22 protein-coding genes are annotated in these 24,502 nt (G+C 68.9%); 10 read left to right on the top strand and 12 right to left on the bottom strand.

The window, feature by feature from the left end; translation table 11 throughout:
• Positions 1 to 400: 400 nt before the first annotated feature.
• From rpmH to LCN96_RS56065, 8 genes are all read left to right on the top strand, one after another.
• On the top strand, positions 401 to 538 hold the full coding sequence (rpmH, locus tag LCN96_RS56100; RefSeq protein WP_020547366.1) for a 50S ribosomal protein L34: 138 nt from the start codon (positions 401 to 403) through the stop codon (positions 536 to 538).
• An 80-nt stretch (positions 539 to 618) separates the two neighbouring features.
• A complete protein-coding gene (rnpA, locus tag LCN96_RS56095) occupies positions 619 to 960 on the top strand; it encodes a ribonuclease P protein component (RefSeq protein ID WP_404823925.1) in 342 nt (113 codons plus the stop codon).
• Positions 957 to 1,238: a membrane protein insertion efficiency factor YidD gene (yidD, locus tag LCN96_RS56090; protein WP_225270518.1), complete on the top strand. Its 282-nt coding sequence runs from the start codon at positions 957 to 959 to the stop codon at positions 1,236 to 1,238. The genes rnpA and yidD overlap by 4 nt, the downstream gene beginning before the upstream one ends.
• A 4-nt stretch (positions 1,239 to 1,242) precedes the next feature.
• Positions 1,243 to 2,193 (top strand): membrane protein insertase YidC, encoded by a 951-nt coding sequence (gene yidC / locus LCN96_RS56085; protein WP_225270517.1) that lies wholly within the window; start codon positions 1,243 to 1,245, stop codon positions 2,191 to 2,193.
• A 20-nt stretch (positions 2,194 to 2,213) separates the two neighbouring features.
• Positions 2,214 to 2,702, top strand: a complete 489-nt coding sequence (locus LCN96_RS56080) for a Jag family protein (RefSeq protein ID WP_225270516.1) — start codon at positions 2,214 to 2,216, stop codon at positions 2,700 to 2,702.
• Positions 2,703 to 3,139: 437 nt separating this feature from the next.
• Complete coding sequence (rsmG, locus tag LCN96_RS56075; RefSeq protein WP_225270515.1) at positions 3,140 to 3,814, top strand: 16S rRNA (guanine(527)-N(7))-methyltransferase RsmG; 675 nt, start codon at positions 3,140 to 3,142, stop codon at positions 3,812 to 3,814.
• A gap of 137 nt (positions 3,815 to 3,951) precedes the next feature.
• Entirely contained in the window at positions 3,952 to 4,890 is a 939-nt protein-coding gene (locus LCN96_RS56070; RefSeq protein ID WP_225270514.1) for a ParA family protein, read from the top strand.
• A 929-nt stretch (positions 4,891 to 5,819) separates the two neighbouring features.
• Positions 5,820 to 6,782: a ParB/RepB/Spo0J family partition protein gene (locus LCN96_RS56065; protein WP_225270513.1), complete on the top strand. Its 963-nt coding sequence runs from the start codon at positions 5,820 to 5,822 to the stop codon at positions 6,780 to 6,782.
• 887 nt (positions 6,783 to 7,669) lie between these two features.
• Here the strand turns inward: LCN96_RS56065 and LCN96_RS56060 are convergent.
• From LCN96_RS56060 to LCN96_RS56050, 3 genes are all read right to left on the bottom strand, one after another.
• On the bottom strand, positions 7,670 to 8,716 hold the full coding sequence (locus LCN96_RS56060; protein ID WP_225270512.1) for a threonine aldolase family protein: 1,047 nt from the start codon (positions 8,714 to 8,716) through the stop codon (positions 7,670 to 7,672).
• Positions 8,717 to 9,271: 555 nt separating this feature from the next.
• Positions 9,272 to 10,231, bottom strand: a complete 960-nt coding sequence (locus LCN96_RS56055; protein ID WP_225270511.1) for a D-alanine--D-alanine ligase family protein — start codon at positions 10,229 to 10,231, stop codon at positions 9,272 to 9,274.
• 186 nt (positions 10,232 to 10,417) lie between these two features.
• A complete protein-coding gene (locus tag LCN96_RS56050; RefSeq protein WP_397351847.1) occupies positions 10,418 to 11,764 on the bottom strand; it encodes a PLP-dependent aminotransferase family protein in 1,347 nt (448 codons plus the stop codon).
• Positions 11,765 to 11,919: 155 nt separating this feature from the next.
• Here LCN96_RS56050 and LCN96_RS56045 point away from each other — a divergent pair, with 155 nt between their 5' ends.
• The gene (locus LCN96_RS56045; RefSeq protein ID WP_225270510.1) at positions 11,920 to 12,537 is read left to right on the top strand and encodes a GNAT family N-acetyltransferase; all 618 of its coding nucleotides are present in this window, start codon (positions 11,920 to 11,922) and stop codon (positions 12,535 to 12,537) included.
• A 79-nt stretch (positions 12,538 to 12,616) separates the two neighbouring features.
• Here LCN96_RS56045 and trxA read toward each other — a convergent pair whose 3' ends face one another.
• The 8 genes from trxA to LCN96_RS56005 form a co-directional block, all read right to left on the bottom strand.
• Entirely contained in the window at positions 12,617 to 12,931 is a 315-nt protein-coding gene (gene trxA, locus LCN96_RS56040) for a thioredoxin (protein ID WP_225270509.1), read from the bottom strand.
• A 10-nt stretch (positions 12,932 to 12,941) separates the two neighbouring features.
• A complete protein-coding gene (trxB, locus tag LCN96_RS56035; protein ID WP_225270508.1) occupies positions 12,942 to 13,874 on the bottom strand; it encodes a thioredoxin-disulfide reductase in 933 nt (310 codons plus the stop codon).
• A 145-nt stretch (positions 13,875 to 14,019) separates the two neighbouring features.
• Positions 14,020 to 14,964, bottom strand: a complete 945-nt coding sequence (locus LCN96_RS56030) for an anti-sigma factor family protein (RefSeq protein ID WP_225270507.1) — start codon at positions 14,962 to 14,964, stop codon at positions 14,020 to 14,022.
• Positions 14,954 to 15,589 (bottom strand): RNA polymerase sigma factor SigM, encoded by a 636-nt coding sequence (sigM, locus tag LCN96_RS56025; protein ID WP_127937855.1) that lies wholly within the window; start codon positions 15,587 to 15,589, stop codon positions 14,954 to 14,956. Before sigM ends, LCN96_RS56030 begins: the two co-directional genes overlap by 11 nt.
• Positions 15,590 to 15,604: 15 nt before the next feature.
• Entirely contained in the window at positions 15,605 to 17,131 is a 1,527-nt protein-coding gene (locus LCN96_RS56020) for a protein kinase family protein (protein WP_225270506.1), read from the bottom strand.
• Positions 17,132 to 17,297: 166 nt separating this feature from the next.
• Positions 17,298 to 18,902, bottom strand: coding sequence for a murein biosynthesis integral membrane protein MurJ (murJ, locus tag LCN96_RS56015; protein WP_225270505.1), 1,605 nt, complete (start codon positions 18,900 to 18,902; stop codon positions 17,298 to 17,300).
• The gene (locus LCN96_RS56010; RefSeq protein WP_225270504.1) at positions 18,899 to 21,013 is read right to left on the bottom strand and encodes a DUF6049 family protein; all 2,115 of its coding nucleotides are present in this window, start codon (positions 21,011 to 21,013) and stop codon (positions 18,899 to 18,901) included. The genes murJ and LCN96_RS56010 overlap by 4 nt, the downstream gene beginning before the upstream one ends.
• Before the next feature lie 50 nt (positions 21,014 to 21,063).
• On the bottom strand, positions 21,064 to 21,588 hold the full coding sequence (locus tag LCN96_RS56005; RefSeq protein ID WP_225270503.1) for an aminoacyl-tRNA deacylase: 525 nt from the start codon (positions 21,586 to 21,588) through the stop codon (positions 21,064 to 21,066).
• Between the two features lie 152 nt (positions 21,589 to 21,740).
• Here LCN96_RS56005 and LCN96_RS56000 point away from each other — a divergent pair, with 152 nt between their 5' ends.
• Positions 21,741 to 23,141, top strand: coding sequence for a CCA tRNA nucleotidyltransferase (locus tag LCN96_RS56000; RefSeq protein ID WP_225270502.1), 1,401 nt, complete (start codon positions 21,741 to 21,743; stop codon positions 23,139 to 23,141).
• Here the strand turns inward: LCN96_RS56000 and LCN96_RS55995 are convergent.
• Positions 23,121 to 24,407, bottom strand: coding sequence for an MFS transporter (locus LCN96_RS55995; protein ID WP_225270501.1), 1,287 nt, complete (start codon positions 24,405 to 24,407; stop codon positions 23,121 to 23,123). The genes LCN96_RS56000 and LCN96_RS55995 overlap by 21 nt on opposite strands.
• Between the last annotated feature and the right edge of the window lie 95 nt (positions 24,408 to 24,502).

The raw sequence follows: 24,502 nt of genomic DNA, 5'->3' as shown, positions 1-24,502 counted from the left end.
TTATCCACATTGCAGGGTCGCTCGCGTCGGCCGGCGACCCCTTCGTCCACACGTGGAGGCAGCGCTTCCGCTCCGCCATCCACAGGCGATCCACACGCTGTCCACAGGGCTTGAGCGGGCCGGACGGGCCGACAGTATCTTTGTGCACAGGCGTGTTCAAGCGTTGTCCACAGCCTAGTGGCACCAGAGTGCACATCTTGTGGACGTGGGGCCCCCGGTGGAAAAGTGGGTTGTGGATTGGTGGATAACCGGTCCGGTTTGACCTGGACGGTGCTTGCCCCGTAACGTACGACGGTCGGCTTGTCACGCGACGGCTATTTCGCGTGCCCTCGTAAACTGGCAGGCCATCCATGTGTGTACAGCGCCGTCGTGGCGCAACCATCAAGCCTGGAGCCCACCCGTGAGCAAGCGTACTTTCCAGCCGAACAACCGTCGCCGCGCGAAGACCCACGGCTTCCGGCTGCGGATGCGCACCCGGGCCGGTCGCGCCATCCTCGCCTCTCGTCGCCGTAAGGGCCGCGAGAAGCTGTCGGCCTGATCGTCTCGCGCGATTTCAGCCCGCCGGCGAAGTTCGCCGGCGGGCGTTAGACGTATACGGTGCTGTCCCGTGAATCCCGCATGCGACGCGGGGAGGAGTTCGAGGCGGCGGTCAGGCGTGGTAAGCGCGCCGGTCGCCCGACCCTTGTGGTGCATTTCACCATTTCTGGGGAAGAGCCACCTCTGGTGGGTTTCGTGGTGAGCAAGGCCGTCGGCGGAGCCGTGACCCGAAACCGGGTCAAACGACGGCTCCGACACCTGATGCGCGACCGTCTCGATCGGCTGCCGCGAGGTAGCCTGCTTGTGGTACGCGCCAACCCACCGGCCGCGTCCGCGCGATTCGAGCACCTGGCCGCCGAGCTCGATGCCGCGCTGGATCGTTTGCTCAGGCGGCGCGAGTCCTCGACGGGTGGACAAAAATGACGGAGCAACCGCAAGGGGTGGTGCCGGGCCTCGCCGCCCGGGCGCTCATCATCCCCATTCGGTTCTATCGGGCGTTCATCAGCCCGCTGCTCGGTCCACGCTGCCGGTTCTATCCGTCATGCAGTGCCTATGGGCTCGAGGCGATTGCCGTGCACGGGGCATTGCGCGGCGTATGGCTGACTGTCCGGCGCATCGGGCGGTGCCACCCATTCCATCCCGGAGGTATTGACCCGGTGCCCCCACGCCCGGTCCGGTCCCACGAAACGCAAGGGAGATAGCTCGGTGGAGCTGTCCTGGCTGAGCTGGCTGTACCAAGCCGTAGCCCAAGTCATCATCTGGATCCATACTGCATTCAGCACGGTCCTCAACCCGGACAGCGGGCTGACCTGGGCGTTGACGATCATCACGCTGACCGTCTTCATGCGGATCCTGATCTTCCCGCTCTTCCTGAAGCAGATGCGCTCGTCGCGGAAGATGCAGGAGCTCGCCCCCAAGGTTCAAGAGCTGCGCAAGCGTTACAAGAACGACAAGCAGCGCATGAACCAGGAGGTCATGGCGCTCTACCAGGGCGCGGGCGCGAACCCGCTCGGGGGCTGCCTGCCCGTCCTCGCGCAGTTCCCGATCTTCATCTCCATGTTCACGGTGCTGCAGAACATGGCGAACGGGCACGCGAAGTACGGCATGACGCAGGAGCTGGTCGACAGCGCGCGTAAGGCGCACATCTTCGGCGCCCCGCTGCCCGCCAACTTCTGGATGTCGGCCGACGACCTGGCGGCTTTCGGCGCGGGCAACGTACAGACCAAGGTGGTTCTCGGCATCTTCGTCGCGGTCAGCTCGCTGACCACGTTCCTCACCGTCCGGCAGAGCGTCACCCGCTCCATGGCGCAGATGCCCGACAACCCCATGGCGCAGCAGCAGAAGATCCTGATGTACATCTCGCCGCTGTTCGCCTTCTTCAGCCTGAACTTCCCGCTCGGTCTGATCATGTACTGGGTCACCACCAACGTGTGGACCCTCGGTCAGCAGCACTGGTTCTACAGCCGGCACCCGATGCCGGAGTACGACGCCAAGGGCAACGTGATCCCGGTCAAGCCCAAGCCCGGACTGATCGCCAAACTGCGGAAGACCACTCCGGAAGAAGAGGCCCCGCCGCCCCCTCCGGAGCCTAAGATCATTAGGCAGCAGCCGAGCAGGCAGTCACGCAGCAAGCGCACCGGCAGCAAGAAGTCTTGAACACGAAGGAGAGGCCGGCCATGACCGAGGCCGAGCAGGAGAAGGCTCCTGATCTCAACGCGTTGGAGCAGGAAGGTGAGATCGCTGCCGACTACGTCGAGGGCCTTCTCGACATCGCCGACATCGACGGCGACATCGACATGGACGTCGAGGGTGACCGGGCCCTGGTCTCCGTCGTCGGCCTGAAGGGCACGGAGCTGGTCGGTCCGGCGGGAGAGGTCCTCGAGGCACTGCAGGAGCTGACCCGGCTGGCCGTGCACCGGCAGACCGGCGAGCGCTCGCGGCTGATGCTCGACGTGGCCGGCTACCGGGAGCGGCGCCGGGCGGAGCTGACCAAGCTCGGCACCGAGATCGCGAGCCAGGTCAAGGAGCGCGGCGAGTCGAAGGCGCTGCAGCCGATGACCCCGTTCGAGCGCAAGATCGTCCATGACGCGGTGGCCGCCGCCGGGCTCCGCAGCGAGTCCGAGGGGGAGGAGCCGCAGCGGTACGTGGTGGTCCTGCCCGCCTGAGGCACGTCCCGCCGCCGTCCGATCCGGCCGTCTGCCCGCTGTCGCGCGTGGCAGGCGGCCGTTTCTCGTTGTGGGCTGGAGGTGTTAGCGCTCCCAGGTGGGCGAGGCCGTCCTGACGGCGCGCTCACAGGCCTCCCTGACCCCGGCCCGCTAGTCTGCCTTTGTGATCTCACCCCGTAGCCTTGGGGGAGCACACGACCGCACGTCCGAGCTCGGGGCCTGGAAACGGGGCTTCGGAGCCGGCTGTTGTAGAAGCGGGCGAGAGTCCGCACTGGTGCGACCTGATCCGAACCACAACCGAATCCCATACCGACGACCGACACGCCGAAACTGACGCCGACGACTAGCTCCGACGCCGAACTCGACACCCGAGAACCGACACCGACACCCGACACAGCGAGCAAGGGCCGCCAGGTCCCAGAAAGGGCCACCGACCAGTGAGCGACGATGAGCTTCCTGAGCCGCCGGAGATAGCGCGGGACGTCTTCACCGGGGAAGCTTGGGAGCGTGCCAACGCCTTCGCCGGGCTGCTGGCGGGCCCCGGTGTCGTCCGCGGGCTGCTGGGCCCGCGGGAGGTGCCGCGGATCTGGGATCGTCACCTGCTCAACTGCGCGGTGGTGGCCGAGGCCGTGCCTCCGGACGTACGGCTGGTGGACATCGGCTCGGGGGCCGGGCTGCCCGGCCTGGTCCTGGCCATCGTGCGACCGGACATCACGGTTACGCTGCTGGAGCCGCTGCTGCGTCGTACCGTGTTCCTGGAGGAATGCGTCGAGGCGCTCAAGCTGGACAACGTCGAGGTGTTGCGCGGGCGGGCTGAGGAGCTGGCCGGCAAGTACGTGTTCGACGTCGCCAGCGCCCGCGCGGTGGCGCCGCTCGACCGCCTCCTGAAATGGGCGATGCCGCTGCTCCGCGAGGGCGGCGAGCTGATCGCCATGAAGGGGGAGCGGGCCGCCGACGAGCTCGCCGAGGCGGAGGCCCAATTGCGGGCCAGCGGAGCCCGAACGGCCGAGCTTGTGACCGTCGGGCACGGTAAGGTCGAGCCGCCTGCAACATTGGTTCGGGTGGTAGCGGGTCGCGCGCCGGAGCGAGCAAGGCCGCGACGAAGGAGGTGACGGTTGTGCCAGTCGCGTCAAGCGGTCTGGGCTGGCCGGGCAGCCGTCGGTCCGAGAGTCCCCACGGGGTTGGCTGGCCTGAAATGGGCGTGTCGCGACAGCAAACTCCCGGCACCGGCACACCACTGGTTGAAAGGATGGCCAACGTGACCCAGACCCCCCTGAACCCCGGTGATTCGCCCCTGGTACGAGAGGCCCTCAGCTCAGTGGTTTCACGTGAAACACCTGCCACCCAGACGGCCGCCCAGCCGGGTGAGCCTTCGAGTGAGGGCAACGGCTCCTCCTGGCCGCGTCCAGCCAAGACCCGAGTGATCGCCGTTGCCAACCAGAAGGGCGGCGTGGGCAAGACGACCACTTCGGTCAACATCGCCGCCGCCCTGTCCATGCACGGCCAGCGTGTCCTCGTGGTGGACCTCGACCCCCAGGGCAACGCCTCCACCGCCCTGGCCACGGAGCACCGCGGTGACGTGCCGGACGTGTACCAGGTGCTGGTTGACGACTTGCCGATGGCCGACATCGTCAAGCAGGTGCCCGACATGCCGAACCTCTACTGCGCCCCGGCCACCATCGACCTCGCGGGCGCGGAGATCGAGCTCGTCTCCCTGGTCGCCCGCGAAGCCCGCCTCCGGCGCGCCCTGGCCGCCTACGACGCGGTGGACCTCGACTACATCGTGATCGACTGCCCGCCGTCCCTCGGCCTGCTGACCGTGAACGCGTTGGTGGCCGCGGACGAGGTCATGATCCCGATCCAGTGCGAGTACTACGCGCTGGAGGGGCTCGGCCAGCTCCTCAGGAACGTCGACCTCATCAAGGCGCACCTGAACCCGACGCTGCGGCTCTCGACCATCGTGTTGACGATGTACGACGGGCGGACGCGGCTGGCTTCGCAGGTGGCGGACGAGGTGCGGGCGCACTTCGGGGAGACGGTGTTGAACACGGTGATTCCGCGTAGCGTGCGGTTGTCGGAGGCGCCCAGTTATGGGCAGTCGGTGATGACGTACGATCCGGGGTCGAGTGGGGCGATGGCCTACATGGACGCCGCCCGCGAGATCGCCCACCGCGCCACCGTCGCCTGACGGGATTTCTTCCGCGCGCCGGCCATGCACGAGATTCGGGTTCGTCTCTCCGTGTAGGTGAGTCAGTGGCCGCTTGAGGCTGGCAGGTGCTGTGCTGCTGGCAGTGGGGCGTGCCTTCGTGCGCGGGCGCGGTGTGCGTCCGGCGACCGGTTGTTGCATGCGGCGACCGTTTGCTGCATGATGCCGGACGCACTGAGCCTCACATGCCCTGAGCCTCACATGCCCTGAGCCTCACATGCCTGGGCCTCCACGCCCGTGCCTTGCACGCCGGCGCCCTTCACGTCTGGGCTTCGCACGCTTGGACCTCCACGCCTGCGTCTCAGATGCTTGCGTCTTGCACGCCTGCGGCTTCGCACGCATGCGCCTCATGCTGCGGGGCCTCATGCTTGGGCCTCGCATGCCAGCAGGGCGCATGACCTTCGGTGGCCACCTGCCTGAAGTGCCGACCTGCCTTGAGGCCACGTACGCCCGCCCATCTGCATTCCGCCCTGGGACGGCTGCGCGAGCCACCCGCTACGTGACCAGACCCTGCAACTCCCGCGACCAGGCTACGCAGGCGGGCCATGCAACTCGCGCGCAGCCTGGCCGTCAGTCGGACGAGCAACCCGCGCGCGACCAGGCCGCGCAACCCGGCCGCGACCATGCGCGCGATGGCGTAGTGCGCCCGCCCAGGCGTAGTGTGCCCCCAGGCGTAATGCGCGCACGAGGCGCTAGCTCTTCCATCGCTTGCTCTGGACGGGGCGCTGCGCTCGCTCGCTCTCCGGGTCGTCACAGACACATCTTGGAGCTCAGTCACGAGTTAGGCAGGTTTGTGACCGTGTCGGTGTAAATCCAACGGGGTGGTGTGTGGCGAGAAGGCACCCGGCAGGGCGGGCGACGGTAACCTCTCCTGGAGTGACCGGAATCGACCGGGTGGATGAGGAGACGCAGTGAGTCAGCAGCGGCGGGGATTGGGCAAGGGGCTCGGGGCGCTCATCCCGACCGGTCCCATCGTTGACGGTACGGGGGCGGCGCCGACCCCGTCGAACGGGTCAACGGGGGAGACGGGGCCCAAGCCGATCGCCGGGGCGTACTTCAAGGAAGTCGCTCTCTCCGCGATCGTCCCGAACCCGCGGCAGCCACGTGAGATCTTCGATGAGGAGCGCCTGGAGGAGTTGGCGGCGTCCATCCGGGAGGTTGGTCTTCTTCAGCCGATCGTGGTCCGGTCGGTCGGGGGTGGTCAGTATGAGCTGATCATGGGTGAGCGGCGTTGGCGGGCGTGCCAGCAAGTGGGGCTCGATCCGGTGCCGGCGATAGTGCGCAACACGCAGGACACCGATCTGCTGCGGGACGCCCTCATCGAGAACCTTCAGCGCGAACAGCTGAACGCGTTGGAAGAGGCGGCGGCGTACCGACAGCTCCTTGACGACTTCCAGGCCACCCACGATCAGCTCGCCAGGAAGGTCGGCCGCTCTCGCTCTCACATCACCAACACGCTGCGCCTGCTCAACCTCCCGCCTGAAGTTCAGCTCAAGGTGGCGGCCGACAGCATCAGTGCCGGTCACGCCCGGGCTCTCCTGGGGCTCGAAAGCCCGGAAGAGCAGATCCAGCTTGCCAAGCGGATCGTGGCGGAGCTGCTCTCGGTCCGGGCGGTGGAGGAGATCGTGTCGATGGGGAGCGCGAAGGCGGCCAAGAAGCCGACGCGCGAACGTCCGGCCGCCAAGCCCACCGCGCCTGGTCTCACCCATCTTGCCGACCGGCTGTCGGATCATTTCGAGACCAAGGTGAAGGTGGATCTGGGACGCAGGAAGGGGCGGATCGTGGTGGAGTTCGCGACGATCGATGACCTGGAGCGCATCATCGGCACCATGGCGCCGGAGGCGGTCCGTGCGATGCGGGAGTCTGAGGGCTGAGGCCTGCGGACGCGAGGGCGGGGGCGGAGGGGCCAGCCTCTCCTTGTTTCACGTGAAACAAGGGCTCTCTGAGGGTGGTGAGGTGCTGTCTTCGGCGATGTGCCGCTCATGGGTGCGCCGCTCCCGATGGCGTCGCCTTTGAGGGCGCCTCGAGGGGCGGCATTGGGGCGTCGTTCTGGGGCACCTTTCTGGGGCACCGCTCTGGGCGTTGCAGGGGATTGTTGCCTTCGTGAGAGCCGCGCGGCCTGGGCAGGGCGCGAGTGGGGGTGGCGGAGTTAGCGAGGGGTACGCATGGGCGTGGCGCGGCCGGTGCAGGCGCGTCTCAGTGAAGCAGCCTCGTGAGGCGGCTTCGTGAAGCGGCTCCGTGAGGCGGCTCCGTGAGGCGGCAGCCCCCTTCGCCTGAGGCGCGCCCTGTCTGTCGCTCGGAAGCGGAGCGGGCGCTGCCCGCTCAGGGGCGGGGCCGACATTGAGGCGCGGGCGCGTGGGCGCGTAACGCGGACTTGAGACCCGGGCGCGGGCGGACGTTGAGACGCGGCGTTGTGGCGCAGCGCGGAAGGACTCGCTGGCAGCGATCGCATCCAGAGGGCGGCTCGCAGCTGTCTCGGCCGTAGCTCTGTTTCACGTGAAACAGGAGAATGGGTCCCTTGCTGGCGGGTGATCGTCGGGCGGGCATGTTGGGGACGGTTCATCCGCTGGGCCGCCCCGTCGTGCTGACGAAGCTCTGTGCGGGCCGCTCGGTCGCTGGTCGTGGCGCGGGGTTCACGTGAAACACCGTCATCAAGGGAGTGTTGGCCGGGCTGCGCCCATGCGCGCCAAGGGGGGCCTCTTTCGGCGGGATGCGTTTCACGTGAAACATGAGGGTCAGCGTGGCGAGAATCCCTCGGCCCTTAGAGGGCGGCGGCTTTGTGGATGTCGTCGAGGAAGTCGTCCACCTGTTCCGGGGTGGTGTCGAAGGCGGTCATCCAGCGTACGGTTCCTGCGGCCTCGTCCCAGTAGTGGAAGAGGTAGCGCTGGCGGAGAGACTCGGCGACAGTGATCGGGAGGGTGGCGAAGACGGCGTTGGATTGGACCGGGTGCGCGAGTGAGATCCCCGGGATGTCCGCGAGACCGTTCGCCAGGCGCATGGCCATCGCGTTGGCGTGAGCGGCGTTCTGGCGCCAGAGGTCGTTCGTGAGGAGAGCCGAGAGCTGGGCTGAGATGAAGCGCATCTTCGAGGCGAGCTGGAGGGACTGGCGGCGGAGGAAGGGGACGGCGTGTGCCAGGGACGGATCGAGGACGACGACGGCCTCTGCGGCCAGTGCGCCGTTCTTCGTGCCGCCGAAGCTGAAGACGTCCACGCCGACGTCCGTGGTGGTGGCCTTCAGGTCGCAGTCGAGGAAGGCGGCCGCGTTGGCGAGCCGGGCGCCGTCCAGGTGAAGGCGGAGTCCTGACTCGTGTGCTGCGTCGGCGATGGCGGCGATCTCGGTGGGGGAGTAGGTGGTGCCGAGTTCTGTGGTCTGCGTGATGGAGACGACGGCGGGCTGGGACTCGTGGTGGTTGCCGAGGCCGCCCAGGCGCGACTTGATGTCGGCGGGGCGTAGCTTGCCGTCCTTGGTGGGGACCGTCATGAGCTTCACACCGAGCAGGCGCTCCGATGCTCCCGCTTCGTGGGTGGCGATGTGGGCGCTGTCGGCACAGATGATGGCGCTGTAGCGGCCCAGCATGAGGGCGAGGCCGACCATGTTGGCGCCTGCTCCGTTGAGCACGGCGAAACCGTCGGCGGTGGGGCCGAAGGATTCCTTGATTCTCTCCTCGAAGGTCGATGTCCAGTTGTCGTCGCCGTAGGCGGGTGCGTCGCCGACGTTCGCGGCGGACATGGCTTCGAGGATGGTGGGGTGCACGCCGGCGTGGTTGTCGCTGGCGAAGCTCTTGGGGTACATCGGATCGATCAGCACATCGTAAGGCTACTTATTGGGGACGGGTGGGGCCGGCGGGGTGTTGGTGTGGGCTGGGGGTGGGGCGTTCCTGTCGCACTGTTCGCGGGGGAGGGGGGTGGGCGGTTGAAGGCGGAGGGCGGAGGTGAGGGGTGGGAGACGGCGTGGTGGTGGGCGAGGGGGGGCGGCGATGAGGTGGCGGGCTGAGCTCGCGTGCGGGACTGGCTGGCGTACGGGATTGGCTGGCGTACGCGAGTGGCTGGCGTACGGGATTGGCTGGCGTACGGGATTGGCGTGCGCGATTGGCTGGCGTGAAGCTCTGCGAGCCTCACCGCAAGCAGGCTGAGACGGAAGCGCCACGTTCGAGAAGGCAGGCAGGCGCTGAGACGCAGAGACGACGAGGCTCAGGACCAAGGCGCTGAGGGGCTGGGTGAACGGTGTCCACTGCGGTGGCGTACGCCCGCGCATGGAGGCGAGCAGACACGTGCGGGGGCAACCCCCCGCAGCCTCATGCCGGACGCCGCGCAAGAAACGCACCCTAAGGGCGGGAGCGTACGTGACGCCAGCCCAGACCGCTCAGGAGGCGGCAGCGCGGGACGCGGCGTTCTGGAGAAGCGTCCGGCAGAGCTCACCCAGGTCCTGCCCAGCAGCCTCCGCCGACATCGGCAACAGGGACGTCTCGGTCATGCCAGGCGCCACATTCACCTCAAGAAAATGCGGCACCCCATCGGCATCCACGATCAGATCCGTCCGCGAGATGTCGCGCAGGCCCAGTGCCGTGTGGGCGGTTACGGCGGTTTCGGCGCAGGCGGCGGCTGCGGCGGCCGAGAGGCGGGCCGGGGCGAAGAACTCGGTGTGGCCGGCGGTGTAGCGGGCGGCGTAGTCGTACACGCCCTCGTCGGGCACGATCTCCACGGCGGGCAGGGCGATGGGCCCGGAGCCGAGGTCGACGACGGAGACCGCCACCTCGACGCCCTCCACGTACCGCTCGATCAGCGCGGTGTCGCCGTACGCGAAGCAGCCGACCATCGCGGCGGGCAACTCCTCGGCGGTGGGGACGAAGGAGGCGCCCAGGGCGGAGCCGCCGCGGGCGGGCTTGACGAACAGGGGCAGGCCGAGGCGCTCGACGATGCGGCCGAGCACGACGGTGGCGCCCAGGTCGTGGAAGGTCTCCTTGGGCAGGGTGACGGAGGCGGGGGTGCGCAGGCCGACGGAGCGGACGACGGCCTTGGCGGTGGGCTTGTCGAAGGCGACGCGGCAGGCGTCGGGATCGGCGCCGACGTACGGGACGTTGAGGAGCTCCAGGACGGAACGGATGGCGCCGTCCTCGCCGGCACCGCCGTGGAGGGTGACGAAGACGGCGTCCGGCGGGTCGGCCAGGACGGAGGGGACGAGGGAGGCGTCGGTGTCGCGGGTCTCCACGTCGACGCCGGCCGCGCGCAACACCTCGCTGACTCTGCGACCCGAGCGCAGAGACACCTCCCGCTCATAGGAGAGGCCTCCGGCCAGCACGAGCACGTGGCCCAGATCGCTCATCACTTCTCCTCCGCTGATGCCGCTGATGGCAGGCTGTCCAACCGTACCGGCGGCTGGGGTTAATGGTGTACGGGAGGTGCTTTCTCCGGCGATCCCCTCCCATCTCCACTGGAAAGCCGAAACCCGTGAGCCGGGAACAGCAACAGGCCGGCGTCGCGGTGAGCGCGACGCCGGCCTGTCGGTGGTTCAGGCCAGATCGGGCCCCGGCGTGTCGACGCCCTGGTGGTCGCGGGCGGAAGCGGTGCCGAACGTGTCCCTCAGCTGGATCTCCTGCTCGATCACCCCGGCCAGCCTGCGCACCCCTTCCCTGATGCGATCAGGCTCGGGATAGCAGTACGACAGCCGCATGTGCCGCGCCCCGCTCCCGTCGGAGAAGAACCCCGTGCCGGGCACGAACGCCACTCGCTCGGCCACGGCCCGCGGCAGGATCGCCTTGGAGTCGAGCCCCTCCGGCAGGGTGGCCCAGACGAAGAAGCCGCCCCCAGGTCGGGTCCACGTGACCTCGGGCGGCATCAGGGATTCGAGCGCGTCCAGCAACGCGTCACGGCGCTCGCGGTAGAGCTCCCTGAAGGTCTTGATCTGCTCGCGCCACGGCTGCGTGGCGAGGTACTGGCCCACCGCGAGCTGCGTGAACGACGAGTGCGACAGCACGGCCGACTCCATGGCGAGCACGAGCTTGTCGCGGATGGCGTGCGGCGCGAGGGCCCAGCCGACGCGGAAGCCGGGGGCCAGTGTCTTGGAGAACGACCCCAGGTAGACCACCCCGTCGGGGTTGTCGGCCCGCAGGGCGCGCATGGGGTCGCCGTCGAAGCCGAGCAGCCCGTACGGATTGTCCTCGATGATGAGGATCCCGGCCCGCTGGCAGATGTCGAGCACCTGCTGGCGGCGGGCGATGTTCAGGGTGACGCCGCCGGGGTTGTGGAAGGTCGGGATCGTGTAGAGGAACTTGATGGGCGCGCCGGCGGTCTCCAGGGCGTAGATGGTCTGCGCCAGCGACTCGGGCACGATGCCCTGATCGTCCATGGCGATATGGACCACTTTGGCCTGGTATGCGGCGAACGTCCCGAGTGCCCCCACGTACGAGGGGCCTTCGGCGAGCACGACGTCGCCCGGGTCGATGAAGATCCGGGTGATCAGGTCGAGCGCCTGCTGCGAACCGACGGTGACGACCACGTCGTTCGCCCCGGCGGAGATCCCCTCCAGCCGCATGACGTCGCAGATCTGCTCGCGCAGGTGCGGGTCACCCTGGCCTGAGCCGTACTGCAGCGCGACGGGGCCGCGCCGCGTGACGAGGTCGGAGACCAGCTCGCCGACCATGTCGAGGGGAAGAGCCGTGACGTACGGCATGCCGCCCGCGAGCGAGACCACTTCGGGCCTCGATGCGACGGCGAAAAGAGCTCGGATCTCGGAGGCGACCATCCCGGTAGCTCGCGCGGCGTACCGATCGACGTAAGCGTCGATGCGCGACCCGTGGGTCGCGGGTGTCTGACCGTGATCCAGCTCTTCAGTCACGGCCCACCTCCTAGGTGTCATATCGGGTCGAAATACCAGATTACGCCAGACGGACATGTCGCCCGTCGCCGGGCTCGACCGTCGTGGTGTCCGGTGGCGACATCTTCACTGGGCTACGATGCCACCTGTAGACGCGGTTTTCGCGCGCTTTTCCGGGTCAACGATAGGGGCCGTAGTTGTCGCGCCGGCTGGTCAACATAACCCTGGACAATCTCGAAGATCTTCCGCGCCGCTGCAGAAGGTGCGTGTTCTGGGAGCTCGACCCCATGAGTGGCGAACGAGCGGTGGACTCGGGCGATCCGGGCCTGGAGAAGGAGGCCTGGATCTCCGGCACGCTGCTGGAGTGGGGGAGCTGCGGCAAGATCGCCTATGTCGACGGCGTGCCCGCGGGGTTCGTGCTCTACAGCCCGCCGCTCTACACCCCGCGTTCGGTGGCCTTTCCCACCTCGCCGGTGAGCGCCGACGCGGTGTTGCTGATGACGGCGCACATCATTCCCGAGTTCTCCGGCGGCGGGCTGGGCCGGATGCTGATTCAGGGAGTGGCCAAGGACCTGACGCGGCGCGGCGTGAAGGCCATTGAAGCTTTCGGGGATCTGAAGTGGGAAGAGCCTAGTTGCGTCGTTCCGGCGGAATACTTGCTTTCGGTGGGGTTTAAGACCGTTCGTCCGCATTTGAGATTTCCGCGCTTGCGACTGGAGCTGAAGAGCGCCGTCTCGTGGCGTGAGGACGTCGAGGTGGCCCTCGAACGCCTCCTCGGCTCCATGAGCCCGGAACGGGCGCTACGTCCCGTCTGACGCCACCTCAGCCCCGTCCACCCGGACAGGAGAACGCCCCCGCGGTCGTGGTGACCGCGGGGGCGTTCGCGTGGGCGTCCTAGATGATGCCCTCGAGCTCGCGCAGCAGCATGGCCTTCGGCTTGGCGCCGATGATCTGCTTCACGACCTCTCCACCCTTGTAGACGTTCATCGTCGGGATCTGGAGCACACCGTACTGGCGGGGCACTTCAGGGTTCTCGTCGATGTTCAGCTTGACGATCTCCAGCTTGTCGCCGTGCTCGTTGGCGATCTCCTGGAGGATGGGCGCGACCTGGCGGCACGGGCCGCACCACTCCGCCCAGAAGTCGACCAGCACGGGCTTGTCGCTCTTGAGGACCTCGGACTCGAAAGTGGCGTCGGTGACAGCCTTCACGGTGCGCTCCTTACTTCTCGTTGTTGGCGAGCCAGCGCTCGGAGTCGAGCGAGGCCGCACAGCCGGTGCCCGCCGCGGTGATGGCCTGGCGGTAGGTGTGGTCGACGACGTCGCCGGCGGCGAACACGCCCTCGATGTTGGTCGCCGTGGACGGCGAGGCCACCTTGATGTAGCCGTTCTCGTCGAGGTCGATCTGGCCCTTGACCAGCTCAGTGCGAGGGTCGTGACCGATCGCCAGGAACAGCGCGTCGGTCGCCAGCTCGCACTCCTCGCCGGTCTTGACGTTGCGCAGCTTCACCGCCTCGACCTTGGTGTCGCCGAGCACGTCCGTGACCTCGGAGTCCCAGACGAAGCGGATCTTGTCGTTGCTGAACGCCCGCTCCTGCATGATCTTGCTGGCGCGCAGCTCGTCGCGGCGGTGCACCACCGTCACCATGCGGCCGAACCGGGTCAGGAACGTGGCCTCCTCCATCGCGGTGTCACCACCGCCGACGACCACGATGTCCTTGTTGCGGAAGAAGAACCCGTCACAGGTGGCGCACCAGGACACGCCGTGGCCGGACAGCCGCTTCTCGTTGTCCAGGCCGAGCTCGCGGTAGCCGGAGCCCATCGCCAGGATGACCGACTTGGCGTAGTAGGTCTCGGAGTGCGTCTTGACGACCTTGGGATTGGCGTTGAGGTCGACCTCGACGACGTCGTCGGCCACCAGGTCGGCGCCGAAGCGCTCGGCCTGCTTGCGCAGGTTGTCCATGAGGTCGGGGCCCATGATGCCGTCGGGGAACCCGGGGAAGTTCTCCACGTCGGTCGTGTTCATGAGCGCGCCGCCCGCGGTCACGGAGCCTTCGAAGACGAGCGGCTTGAGTTCGGCGCGCGCGGAGTAGACGGCCGCCGTGTAACCGGCGGGGCCGGAACCAATGATGATCACGTTACGGACGTCGCTCAACGCTCCCACGCCTTCCTCGTCTGCTGATTGCACCGGCGTCAACAGATCCTAGGCCGCCCTGATTCCCTGCCCTACCCGGCAACGCGGGGAGAAACGAAAGAGCCCGCCGAAGCGGGCTCTGACGTGGGGTTTTTACGGATGTCCGTTACCAGCGGCCCAGGGCGGGCCTACGCAAATTCTTGCAGTTGAACGGGTCGACGACGTCGATCCGGACCTTCTTGGCGGCGCGCTGCTTCCACGAGGCCATGATGAGCGCCTCCTGGCCGTTGTACTGGCCCTGGTCCACCGCGAACACGTCGAGCTTGGACCGCTTGGAGACCGCGCTGACACACTTGCCGACCGAGTCGGCCCCGTTGGAGGTGTCGAGGACGGCCGGCGCGGGCGCCAGGAAGCTCTCCAGCGACATCTTCAGCTCGGGGTCGCTGTAGTTGTGGTCGCTGTTGGTCACGGCGTAGCCCCTGGCCTTCAGATGCCCCTTCGGGGGCTCCGACGACTGCACCGGTGGCAGGGCGACCGGTGGCGCGACGCTCGTGCCGCCGTCGCCGCCGCTCGCCAGCAGGCCGGTGGAGGCCACGGCAGTGCCGACCACGACGGCCGCCGCCGCGGCCGCGACCGCGGGCATCGCCCAGCGCCGGCGCCGCGTGGTGCGGGTCCTGGCGGGGACGATCGTGCCGTCGTCGGAGACCACGCCGAGACGTACCGGCTCGGGGATCTCGGGGACGTCGTCGGCTGTGGAGGCCACGGCGCCCAGGCGTACGGGCTCCGGAACCTCGGCCGGTGGCCGCTCCCACGGGGCGTCCCGCATGAGCTCATCCCAGTCCGGAGTTTCCACGAGGCCGACACCCCCGCCGCGCCGGGACTCCGCCTCGGCGGCCAGGGCCTTGTCGATGCGCAGTGCGACACCCATCGGCATGGCCGGTGTGGGGGTCGCGGCCAGCACCTCGCGAACCGCCGCCAGGTCTGCCAGAAGCTCCCCACAGGGGTCGCAGACCGCGAGATGCTCGCGGACCTGGCGCGCCGTGCCGACGTCCAGGAGACCCTCTGCCAGCTCGGCGAGGATTTCCAGATCGTAGTGCGTATCACCCGTCACGAAGTTCTGCTCCCTTCGCGGATGAGACGCGATTGAGGTCCGAACGGTTCCGCAGATGCGAAAGAATTGGGGCAAGTTTCGCGCGTCCCCGCGCGCATCGGCTCTTCACGGTGCCGCTCGGCACCTGGAGCACCTGAGCTGCGTCTTCGACTGAATAGCCCATCATGTCCACCAGCACCAACGCCGCCCGCTGGTCGGCGGGCAGCAGTTTCAGAGCAGCCGAAACCTCCATCGAGACCTCGCGCTCGACGGTCTGGTCGGGCAGCGGGGTCTCGCGCTCCGCCGCCTCGATGAGCTCGTCGTCGGCGACGGGCCTGACGGACTTGCGCCGCATCCGGTCGAGGCAGGCGTTGACCACGATCCGGTGCAGCCAGGTCGTGACGGCCGCCTCGCCGCGAAACGTGGCGGCCTTGCGATATGCGGAGACGAAGGCGTCCTGCACGGCGTCGGCGGCCTCGTCGGGGTCACCGAGCGTACGCAGTGCGACCGCCCACATGCGGTCGCGGTGCCTTTTGACGATTTCACTGAAGGCGTGTGGATCCCCGTTGATGTGCGCGGTCAGCAGCTCGGCGTCTGTGACCGCCGGCCGCTCCGCTGCTGAGGGTGTCTCGGGTGGGGAGTTCACAAGAGAGATTCCTGATTATGCCGATCCGGGAGAGTGCACCACTACCTCATAGATGGTGCCATGAAAAGTGCCTGCATCCGTCGGAACACGCGTAAACCAGATCAAAACGTACTGACCGCTGGTCGCCTTGTCGGGGGTGAGAGTGGTCTTACCTGCGGCGTTCTTCTCGGTGGCCACGGTCTTGAGCGAGTCGAGCTCGGGGGAGTCGCCCACCTTCAGCTCGACGGTCGCGCCCGACGCGTCGGACAGCGTGGCGACCACGTCGTTGATCGGCATGGACTTGCCCATGTCGAGCAGCAGGCCCACCCCGTCCTTGAGCCGGCCCAGGTCGGCGCTGGTGTAGGTCTCGGTCTTCCACAACGTGCCGGGCTTGCCGTCGATGGCCAGCTTGGCGATGTCGCTCTTCTCGTCGCCGTCGCCGAGCGGGTCGAAGCCCTTGGCGTTCTTCGGCTTGACGGCGTCGACGGCGACCGTGGCCGACTTGGTCGAGGTGGGAGCGGCGGTGGCCGGCTGCGACGCGGTCGGGCTGCCCAGGCTGCGGCCGATCGTCCAGGCGCCGACGCCGACGGCGGCGATGACGAGCAGCACCACCAGCGTCATCAGCACGCGGTTGAGGGTGCTCCCCCCGCCGCCGGAGGGGCGGTGCTGCGGCATCGTGACGGGCGGCAGCGGCGGCATGGGGGCCGCCTTCTGCCGGTGCGCGATGTCCAGGCCCTCGGTGTGGGAGGCCGAGGCGACCGCGGGGGTGGAGGGGTAGGAGATCGGGATCGGCATCGGCCGGGCCACGTCGGCCAGCGACTCGGCGACCTCCGCCGGGCTGGACAGCGCGCCCTGGCCCCGGCGCGACTCCGGCAGGCAGGCCCGCACGGTGACCGTGTCGAGGTAGCTGGGCACGCCCGCGGTCACCTGGCGGGGCGTGCAGAAGTGGCCGTCGGTCATGGGGGCGGCGGGCAGGCCGCCCTCCTCCTCGTCGCCGGGCCAGTGCCCGGTCAGGCCCGCGTACAGCAGCCGGCCGAGCCCCTCGGCGTCGTCGAGCGCCGGCTGGTCGGTGGTCAGGCCCCACATCGCCGCGTCCACGGCCACGCCGAGCACCTTGACCGTGTTGCCGTTGGTCCACATCAGGTGGGAGGGGCGCAGGCACAGGTGGTAGAGCTGCGCCTCGTGGGCGTGCGCGAGCGCCTCGGCGGCCTCGGCCACCAGCCCCGCGGCCCGCTCGGGCTCCAGCGGCCCGTTGGCCAGCAGGTCGGTCAGGGTCTCGCCGGTGACCCACTCGCTGACGACGTAGGCGCTCTTGTCGTCCTCGGCGGCGTCGAACACCTGGGTCAGGCGCGGGTCCGTGAGCCGGCTGGCCGCGCGGGCGGCCGTGACGACCTCGTGGACGCGGGGAAAGTCGGGGGCGAAGGTGTGCACCGCGACGGGACGGGCAAGGATCTCGTCGATCGCCTTCCACAACGTGGCGCCGTCGGACTCGCTGACGCGGTCCTCCAGCCGGAAGCGCTCGGCGAGACGGGTGCCGGGTTCGACGGCCGACGTGCTGCTCACTGGCTCACTCCGCTTGGCCGATCGGGCGTGCTCATGGTTCGACTCACCTGCGTGGCCGTGTCCCACGAAGGCACGCTATGCCGGGTGGATCCGCCCACGCCCCTCCTGCTTCCATTCGCGCGTGTCGGGCTCCATGGTAGTGCCGAGAAGATTCCGCCCGCGTTCTTTACCGACCTACCCGCCTCGCGACCATCCCAACGATCGAGTTGACCTCCGGGATGCGCATTCTGTGGGCTACGCCGAGATAGAGCACCATACCCAGTCCGCCACCAATAGCGAGCACTATGACCGAATTGAGAAAGTCGAGCCCGCCGAACACGCTCGTCACGACCCAGACGGCGGCCAGCGCCAGCACGGCCGTGGGCAGGGCGGAGAGGTACATCCGGGTCAGCGACATGCCGACGGCCCAGCCGCCCAGCCCGCCGACCCGGCGCCCGGCCATCCACCAGGCCAGCACCGCGCCCAGCCCGAACGCGATCGCGTACGCCAGCGCCAGCCCCATCACCGTGTACGCCGGCGGCAGCACCGAGTTCAGCAGCACCATGAACACCGCGTTGACCGCCGTCGTGCCGGCCCCGATGAACACCGGCGTCCGGGTGTCGCCCAGGCTGTAGAAGACCCGCAGCAGGAGCTGGAAGATCGCGAACGGCACCAGCGCGAGCCCGTACACCTGCAGCACGTTGCCGATGTAGACGGCGTCGGCGACGCTGTTGGCGCCGTGGCCGTAGATCGGCACGGTGATCGCCGGCCCGAGCACCATCAGCAGCAGCGACACCGGCACCATGAACGAGCAGACCAGCCGCACGCTTGAACCGAACTCGGCGCGCACGTCGTCGAAGCGGCCCTCGTTGACCGCCCTGCTCATGCGCGGCAGCATCGCGGTGATCACCGAGACGCCGATCACGCCGTACGGGAGCTGGAAGAGCTGGAACGCCAGTGTGTACGGGCTGATGCCGTGCCCGGGCACCGCGTTGCCCGCGGAGCTGGCCAGGTTCACCGTCAGCATGAAGCCGAGCTGGGTGACCACGACGTAGCCGATCGTCCAGATGCCGGCCTTGCCCATCTCGCCCAGCCGCGCGTTACGCAGGTCGAAGCGGGGCACGAAGGTGAACCCGGCCCGCCGCAGCGCCACCACCAGCACCGCCGCCTGGGCCACGATGCCGACCGTGGTGCCCACGCCGAGCAGCGCCAGGTCGAAGGTGGAGACCTGGTCGAGGTCGCTGCCCGCGCCGATCACGGCGTAGAGCAGGAACACGCAGATGACGACCACGTTGTTGAGCACGGGGGCCCACATGGGGGCGCCGTAGCGGTCGCGGGTGTTGAGCATGGCCCCGGCCACCGCGCCGACGCCGAAGAAGGCGAGCTGCGGCAGGATGAAGCGGGCCAGCATGACCGCGACCTCGAACTTCCTGCTGCCCGGGTCCCAGTCGGTGTAGAGGTCGATCAGCAGCGGCGCGGCCAGCACGGAGAGCGCCGCGACCACGACCAGCACCACCGTGGCGAGCGTCAGCAGCCGCTGCTCGTAGGCCCGCCCGCCGTCCTCGTCGTGCTGCTGGGCACGCACGATCATCGGCACGACGACGCTGCTCAGCACGCCCAGGAGGAGGAAGTCGAGGATGCTGTACGGGATCGCGTACGCCGCGTTGTAGGCGTCGCCCAGCGCGGCGGTGCCGATGGCGTAGGCGAGCACCATCGTCCGCACGAACCCCGTGACCCTGGACACCATGGTGCCCGCCGCCATGATGGCGCTGGCCCGCAGCATGCGGCTCATACGGATTCACTCTCCCGATTCTTGGCGGCACGCGCGAGCTTGCGCTGGGACCTGCGGCGCAGCAGCCGCGTCACCACCGCGGCGAGCATCACGGTCAGCGCCGCGCCCACGATCACCAGGGCGATCCCCGTGTAGCCGGTCGTGCGGATCGTCAGCCGCTGCGGCTTGCCGTACGGCTGGCCGTCGGCGGTCTTGAGCTGCACGGTCACGGTGGCGTCGCCGCTGGTGTCGGGGGCGGCGTTCATCTGCACCTGCACCGTGCCGCTCTGCCCGCCGCCGATCGTCAGCGGCTCGGGCTGCGCGAAGTTCACCGTCAGCAGCTCGGGGTTGTCGGACTTGATGTCGATGTAGAGCTCGATGGGCACGCCGAGCTCGTTCTTCACGCTGATCGGCACCACGCCGTTGCTGCCCGCGAGCGTCTTGGGGGAGTCGGGGCTGGCGCCGGTGATCTTGATCTCGGCGAGCCTGTCGTCCACGGCCTTCTTGACCTCGCTGGTCACCGAGCGGCCCGCTCGGGTGCTGTTGCGCCAGGCGGAGGAGGTCAGCCGCAGCACCGCCGCGTCGAAGCGGGACTGCGTCTTCTGCTGCATGATCAGCGAGGTGAGCTGCGACTTCGACCAGACGTCCTTGACCGGGTCGAGGTACTTGCGGCTCAGCTCCTCCTTGCGGTCCTGGTCGGTGTAGGTCAGGCCGGCGCGCGGCACGGCCCCCTTGCCCGGCTTGATCGACTCCAGCTTGACCGGCTGCAGCCACGGCAGCTTGCCCGCGGTCTTGATGAGCGCGGTGACGAGCGTCGGGTTGGGGTTCCAGCGCCGCGAGGGGGCGACGACCAGCGACCTCGGTGCCGTCTGGCCCGGCTCGGCGGCGATCATCGCGGTCTCGGCGATGAAGCGCTGTGTGCTGAGCAGCGTCGAGGTGCTGGAGGCGGGCTCGAACAGGCGGCTCAGCTCGGCGTCGGCGACCAGCGCGGTGACGGGGCCGTTGACCGAGTCGAGGGTCGCGGCGCCGTCGGGCGTGGTGGTGACGGGCTGCTGCGGCGGCAGGTTGGTGGCGTTGAGCAGGACGGTGTCGACGTCGCTGACCGACAGCAGGTCGAGCGCGTCGGGGTCGAGCACGCCGTCGGCCGGCCAGTTGAGGTTGGTCGTGGCGTTGCGGTTGAGCAGGGTCCTGGCCGTCTGCCCGCCCAGCTCGATGGCCCGGTGGGTCTGCGTGTCGAGCCCCTGGTGGGCCAGCGCCGCCACGTCGGGATCGGCGTACGGGGTGGCGACCACGGGGGAGGCGGCCAGCGCGCTGCGCATGGTCGTCAGCCACGCGGTGGCCTCGGCGCTGGCCGGCTTCTTCTCCTCGCCGTCCTTGGTCTTGACGGTGTAGCCCTTGGTCATCCGGCTCACGTCGTCGAGCAGCGCCGGGTCGAACACCCAGGTGACGGTGGCCGGCGCGGACTGCGCGATGCGCGCGAGGTCGGCCAGGCGGCCCCGGCCGGCCAGCGACTGGCTCAGCTTGTCGTCCACGAACGCGGCGTCGTCGGTCGCGCGGTGCGGCTGGTCGATGACGGGCAGCGCGATGGCGATCCTGTTGCGCGGCAGCTTCTGCGGCGTGGCCGGCGCGTACGTCAGCACCGTGCGCACCGCCGCCTGCGGGACCGAGTACTGGGCGACGTCCACGGCGATCGGGTAGACGCCGAACGTGCTCAGCCCGAGCTGCACGGGGGTGGCGGTGATCGTCCACTGCGCCGTGCCGCCCGCGGCGAGCGGCGGCAGGTCCATGAACGAGTTGCGGGTGGAGACGCTGGAGGGCAGCGTCGCGGTGTTCTGGTCGCTCAGGTAGGTGGCCATGGTGGCGCGGTCGGCGAACCTCTGGTTGAGGTAGCGCAGGCGGACCTGCAGCCCGGAGGTGTCAGCCCCGGTGTCGTTGCGCACCGTGCCGGTGATCTTGATCTCATCGGTCAGGTTTCTGGGGGCCTCGGGCGTGATCGACGAGATCGACACCGTGTAGCTCTGCCGCTGCGCTGTGACCGCCGCTTTCGCGGCAGCAGAGCCCGGCGTCACCGCCACCAGGGGGGCGAGCAACGCGGCGGACAGCGCGGCGAGCAGCGTGGCCTTACGGATCACGCGGATGCCCGAGCTGGTCTACGACGACGCACGCCCGCAATGGTACGGGCTCAGTGCCGTCGCGCGACCGCCGCGCGCGATCCTCGCGGGCGCGAGCCGCGCAGGTCCACCATCTTGCCTGGCAGAACGGCCAGCAGGTCGAGCGCACGCATCGACAGCGCCGTGTGCCGCTCACCGGTGGCGGTGAACAGTGGCTCGGTGTCGGCCAGCAGCCGGTCGTCGATGAACATCGGCATCGACTCCGGCAGCAGCAGCGGGCACACCAGGCCGCAGGCGTAGTCGGTGGTGGCGTTGACCACGTGGGCGGGCGCAGGGCGTACCTGGCGCGCGCCGAGCAGCCCGCCGATGGCTCCGGGCCGGGGCGGCGAGGAGACGGGGGCGGTGACCCCGATGACGACCTCGCGGCCGACCCAGGTCGTGACTTCGAGCACCGTGACCGTGAGGCACCGCTCAGGGGCGGCGGAGACCGTCTCCGGCAGCTCTTCCGCGCATGTCATGGGACGCGGAAGGCGTACGATCTCATGATGGACCTGGTGTGCGAGGAGCCAGCGGTGGATCGCGAGGGCGTCCTTCATATAGTCCTCCTTGCCTGAAGTCCATTGCCCCCGACGGTCGTCCCTTGACCGACGGTAACCCGGACCTGGTGTGGCTCGGGGGATATGTTCCGGAAGCAGAAGGCCGACTCAGTTTGTCCGACTCAACCTTGACCGAAAGCCAGCAGCGGGCCATGAACGACCTGTTCCGCAAGATCGCTCCAGTGGCCGACGAGCTCGGCCGCCTGTTCGCCGACAAGGGCCACGAGCTGGCCCTCGTCGGCGGTCCCGTGCGCGACCTCCTGCTCGGTCGCATCGGCAATGATCTCGACCTGACCACCGACGCGCGCCCCGAGCGGGTGCTGGAGATCGTCAGAGACTGGGCCGACTCCGTATGGACGATCGGCATCGACTTCGGCACGGTCGGCCTGCGCAAGGGGAGCTGGCTGATCGAGGTCACCACGTACCGGAGCGAGTCCTACGACCCCAAGTCCCGCAAGCCCGAGGTCATGTACGGCGAGACGCTCGAGGCCGACCTGGAGCGGCGCGACTTCGCGGTCAACGCGATGGCGGTCCGCCTGCCCGGCCACGAGTTCGTGGACCCGTACGGCGGCCTGGACGACCTGCGGGCCCGCCTGCTGCGCACCCCGGGCACGCCGGAGCAGTCGTTCGGCGACGACCCGCTGCGCATGCTGCGGGCGGCCAGGTTCGCCTCGCAGCTCGGGTTCGAGGTGGACCCGCAGGCCGTGGCGGCGATGACCGCGATGGCCGAGCGCATCGAGATCGTCTCGGCCGAGCGCATCCGCGACGAGCTCGACAAGCTGATCTGCGGCGCCAACCCGCGCGAGGGCCTGCGCCTGCTGGTCGACACCGGGCTGGCCGCGCACGTGCTGCCCGAGCTGCCGAAGCTGCGCCTGGAGATCGACGAGCACCACCGCCACAAGGACGTCTACGAGCACTCGCTCACGGTGCTCGACCAGGCCATCGCGCAGGAGGAGGACGGCAAGGCCGACCGGATCCTGCGCTGGGCGGCGATCATGCACGACGTCGGCAAGCCGAAGACGCGCCGTCACGAGGCGGGCGGGCGGGTCTCCTTCCACCACCACGAGGTGGTCGGCGCGCAGCTCACCAAGAAGCGCATGACCGAGCTGAAGTTCCCCAAGGACGTGGTGTCCGACGTCGCCCGCCTGGTGGAGCTGCACCTGCGCTTCCACGGCTACGGCACGGGCGAGTGGACCGACAGCGCCGTGCGCCGGTACGTGCGCGACGCCGGCCACCTGCTGACCCGGCTGCACAAGCTGACCAGGGCCGACTGCACCACCCGTAACAAGCGCAAGGCGGCGGCCCTGTCGCGCACCTACGACCACCTGGAGGAGCGCATCTCCAGGCTGGCCGAGGAGGAGGAGCTGGCCAAGATCCGCCCGGAGCTCGACGGCAACGAGATCCAGCAGGTGCTCGGCGTGGGGCCGGGGCCGATCGTGGGGCAGGCCTACAAGTTCCTGCTCGACCTCAGGCTCGACAAGGGCGTGCTCGGCAAGGAGGCCGCCACGGCGGCGCTGCTGGAGTGGGCCAGGTCAAACGACCTTGGTGCCTGAGCGCGAGGTGATCATCCGGTAGGCGAGCGCCGCCAGCGGGTAGCCGAGCGAGATGATCACCACGGCCGCGTACGACTTGCCGTCCGCCGGGAGGATGGCCGCAGACAGGGCCGCGGCGAGCACGTACATGCCGTTGAAGAGCATGTCGTAGATCGAGAACGCGCGGCCCCGGTAGATGTCCTCCACGTCGCGCTGGACGGTGGTGTCGGCGCAGATCTTGACGCTCTGCCCGGCCAGCCCCAGCACGAACCCGGCCAGCGGCAGCCCCCACTCCTGGAACGGCAGCACCAGCGCCGCCGTCAGCACCCCGGCCGAGACCAGCGCGATCTGCACCCAGCGCTCGATCCCGAAGCGCTCGGTCGCGTACGGGGTGAGCACCACGGCCAGGGCGGTGCCGATGCCGGCGGCCACCACCACCAGGCCGATCCCGCGCAGCGCCGCGTCGGCGTCACCGTCGGTGAAGTAGTAGCGGTAGAGGATGATGCCGAGCGCGGTGCACATGCCGAACAGGAAGCGGTGCATGGCCATCGCGCCCATCGTCGCGGCGGCCACCCGGTGCCGCACGAGGTGCTTGGCGCCGTCGGCCAGCCCGGTGACCACGTTGCGCAGCGCCTGGCGCGCCTGCGGCCGGTTCGGGTCGGGCCAGGGGCCGAGCAACTGGCGGTCCATCGTCCGCGCCACCAGCGCGCTCATCGTGAACACCACGCCGGAGGTGACCAGCAGCAGCGCCACGCCCGCGTCGGTGCCGCCGAAGAGCTCACGCAGCAGGAAGCCCAGGCCGGCGCCGATGAACGTGGCCACCGTCCCGGAGGTGGGCACGACCGCGTTGGCCGAGATCAGCCGCTCCGGCGGCACGACGTGCGGCAGCGAGGCGCCGAGCGCGGCCAGGAAGAACCGGTTGACCCCGAGCACGGCCAGCGCCGCGCCGTAGAACCACGGATCGGGCACGTCGGCGGCGACCAGCACGGCGGCGAGCAGCAGCAGCATGCCGCGGATGAAGGGCGCCACCACGAGGATCTGCCGCCGTGACCAGCGGTCGATGAAGACGCCGACGAAGGGCCCGAGCACGCTGTACGGCAACAGCAGCACGGCCAGCCCGGCGGCCACTTCGAGCGCGGTGGTCTGGCTCTCGGGGCTGAAGAAGGCGAATCCGGTCACCCCGAACTGGAAGATCCCATCGGAGAACTGGGAGACCAGCCGGGTGCTGAACAACCTTCTGAAGTCCCGGCCCCGCAGGACCACGCGGAGATCGGCGACGAAAGACACGCCGCCAGCCTAGCCCGGCGTCTCCTCCTTTAGGATGCTGGTGCAGCCGGTGCGCATGGGGTTCCAAGCGGTGCGCATGATCTCGTACGCTTCAT

This window comes from Nonomuraea gerenzanensis, from assembly GCF_020215645.1.
GTDB classification, from domain to species: domain Bacteria; phylum Actinomycetota; class Actinomycetes; order Streptosporangiales; family Streptosporangiaceae; genus Nonomuraea; species Nonomuraea gerenzanensis.
The sequence above is the reverse complement of the archived record's forward strand: the minus strand, read 5'-3'. Positions and strand labels throughout refer to the sequence as shown.

Excerpts from the sequence above, each read along its gene's own strand:
- rnpA (WP_404823925.1), top strand. The coding sequence starts at position 619 with ATGCGACGCGGGGAGGAGTTCGAGGCGGCGGTCAGGCGTGGTAAGCGC.
- yidD (WP_225270518.1), top strand. The coding sequence starts at position 957 with ATGACGGAGCAACCGCAAGGGGTGGTGCCGGGCCTCGCCGCCCGGGCG.
- LCN96_RS56080 (WP_225270516.1), top strand. The coding sequence starts at position 2,214 with ATGACCGAGGCCGAGCAGGAGAAGGCTCCTGATCTCAACGCGTTGGAG.
- LCN96_RS56070 (WP_225270514.1), top strand. The coding sequence starts at position 3,952 with ATGGCCAACGTGACCCAGACCCCCCTGAACCCCGGTGATTCGCCCCTG.
- LCN96_RS56055 (WP_225270511.1), bottom strand. The coding sequence starts at position 10,231 with ATGAGCGATCTGGGCCACGTGCTCGTGCTGGCCGGAGGCCTCTCCTAT.
- LCN96_RS56050 (WP_397351847.1), bottom strand. The coding sequence starts at position 11,764 with ATGACACCTAGGAGGTGGGCCGTGACTGAAGAGCTGGATCACGGTCAG.
- murJ (WP_225270505.1), bottom strand. The coding sequence starts at position 18,902 with ATGAGCCGCATGCTGCGGGCCAGCGCCATCATGGCGGCGGGCACCATG.
- LCN96_RS56005 (WP_225270503.1), bottom strand. The coding sequence starts at position 21,588 with ATGAAGGACGCCCTCGCGATCCACCGCTGGCTCCTCGCACACCAGGTC.
- LCN96_RS56000 (WP_225270502.1), top strand. The coding sequence starts at position 21,741 with ATGAACGACCTGTTCCGCAAGATCGCTCCAGTGGCCGACGAGCTCGGC.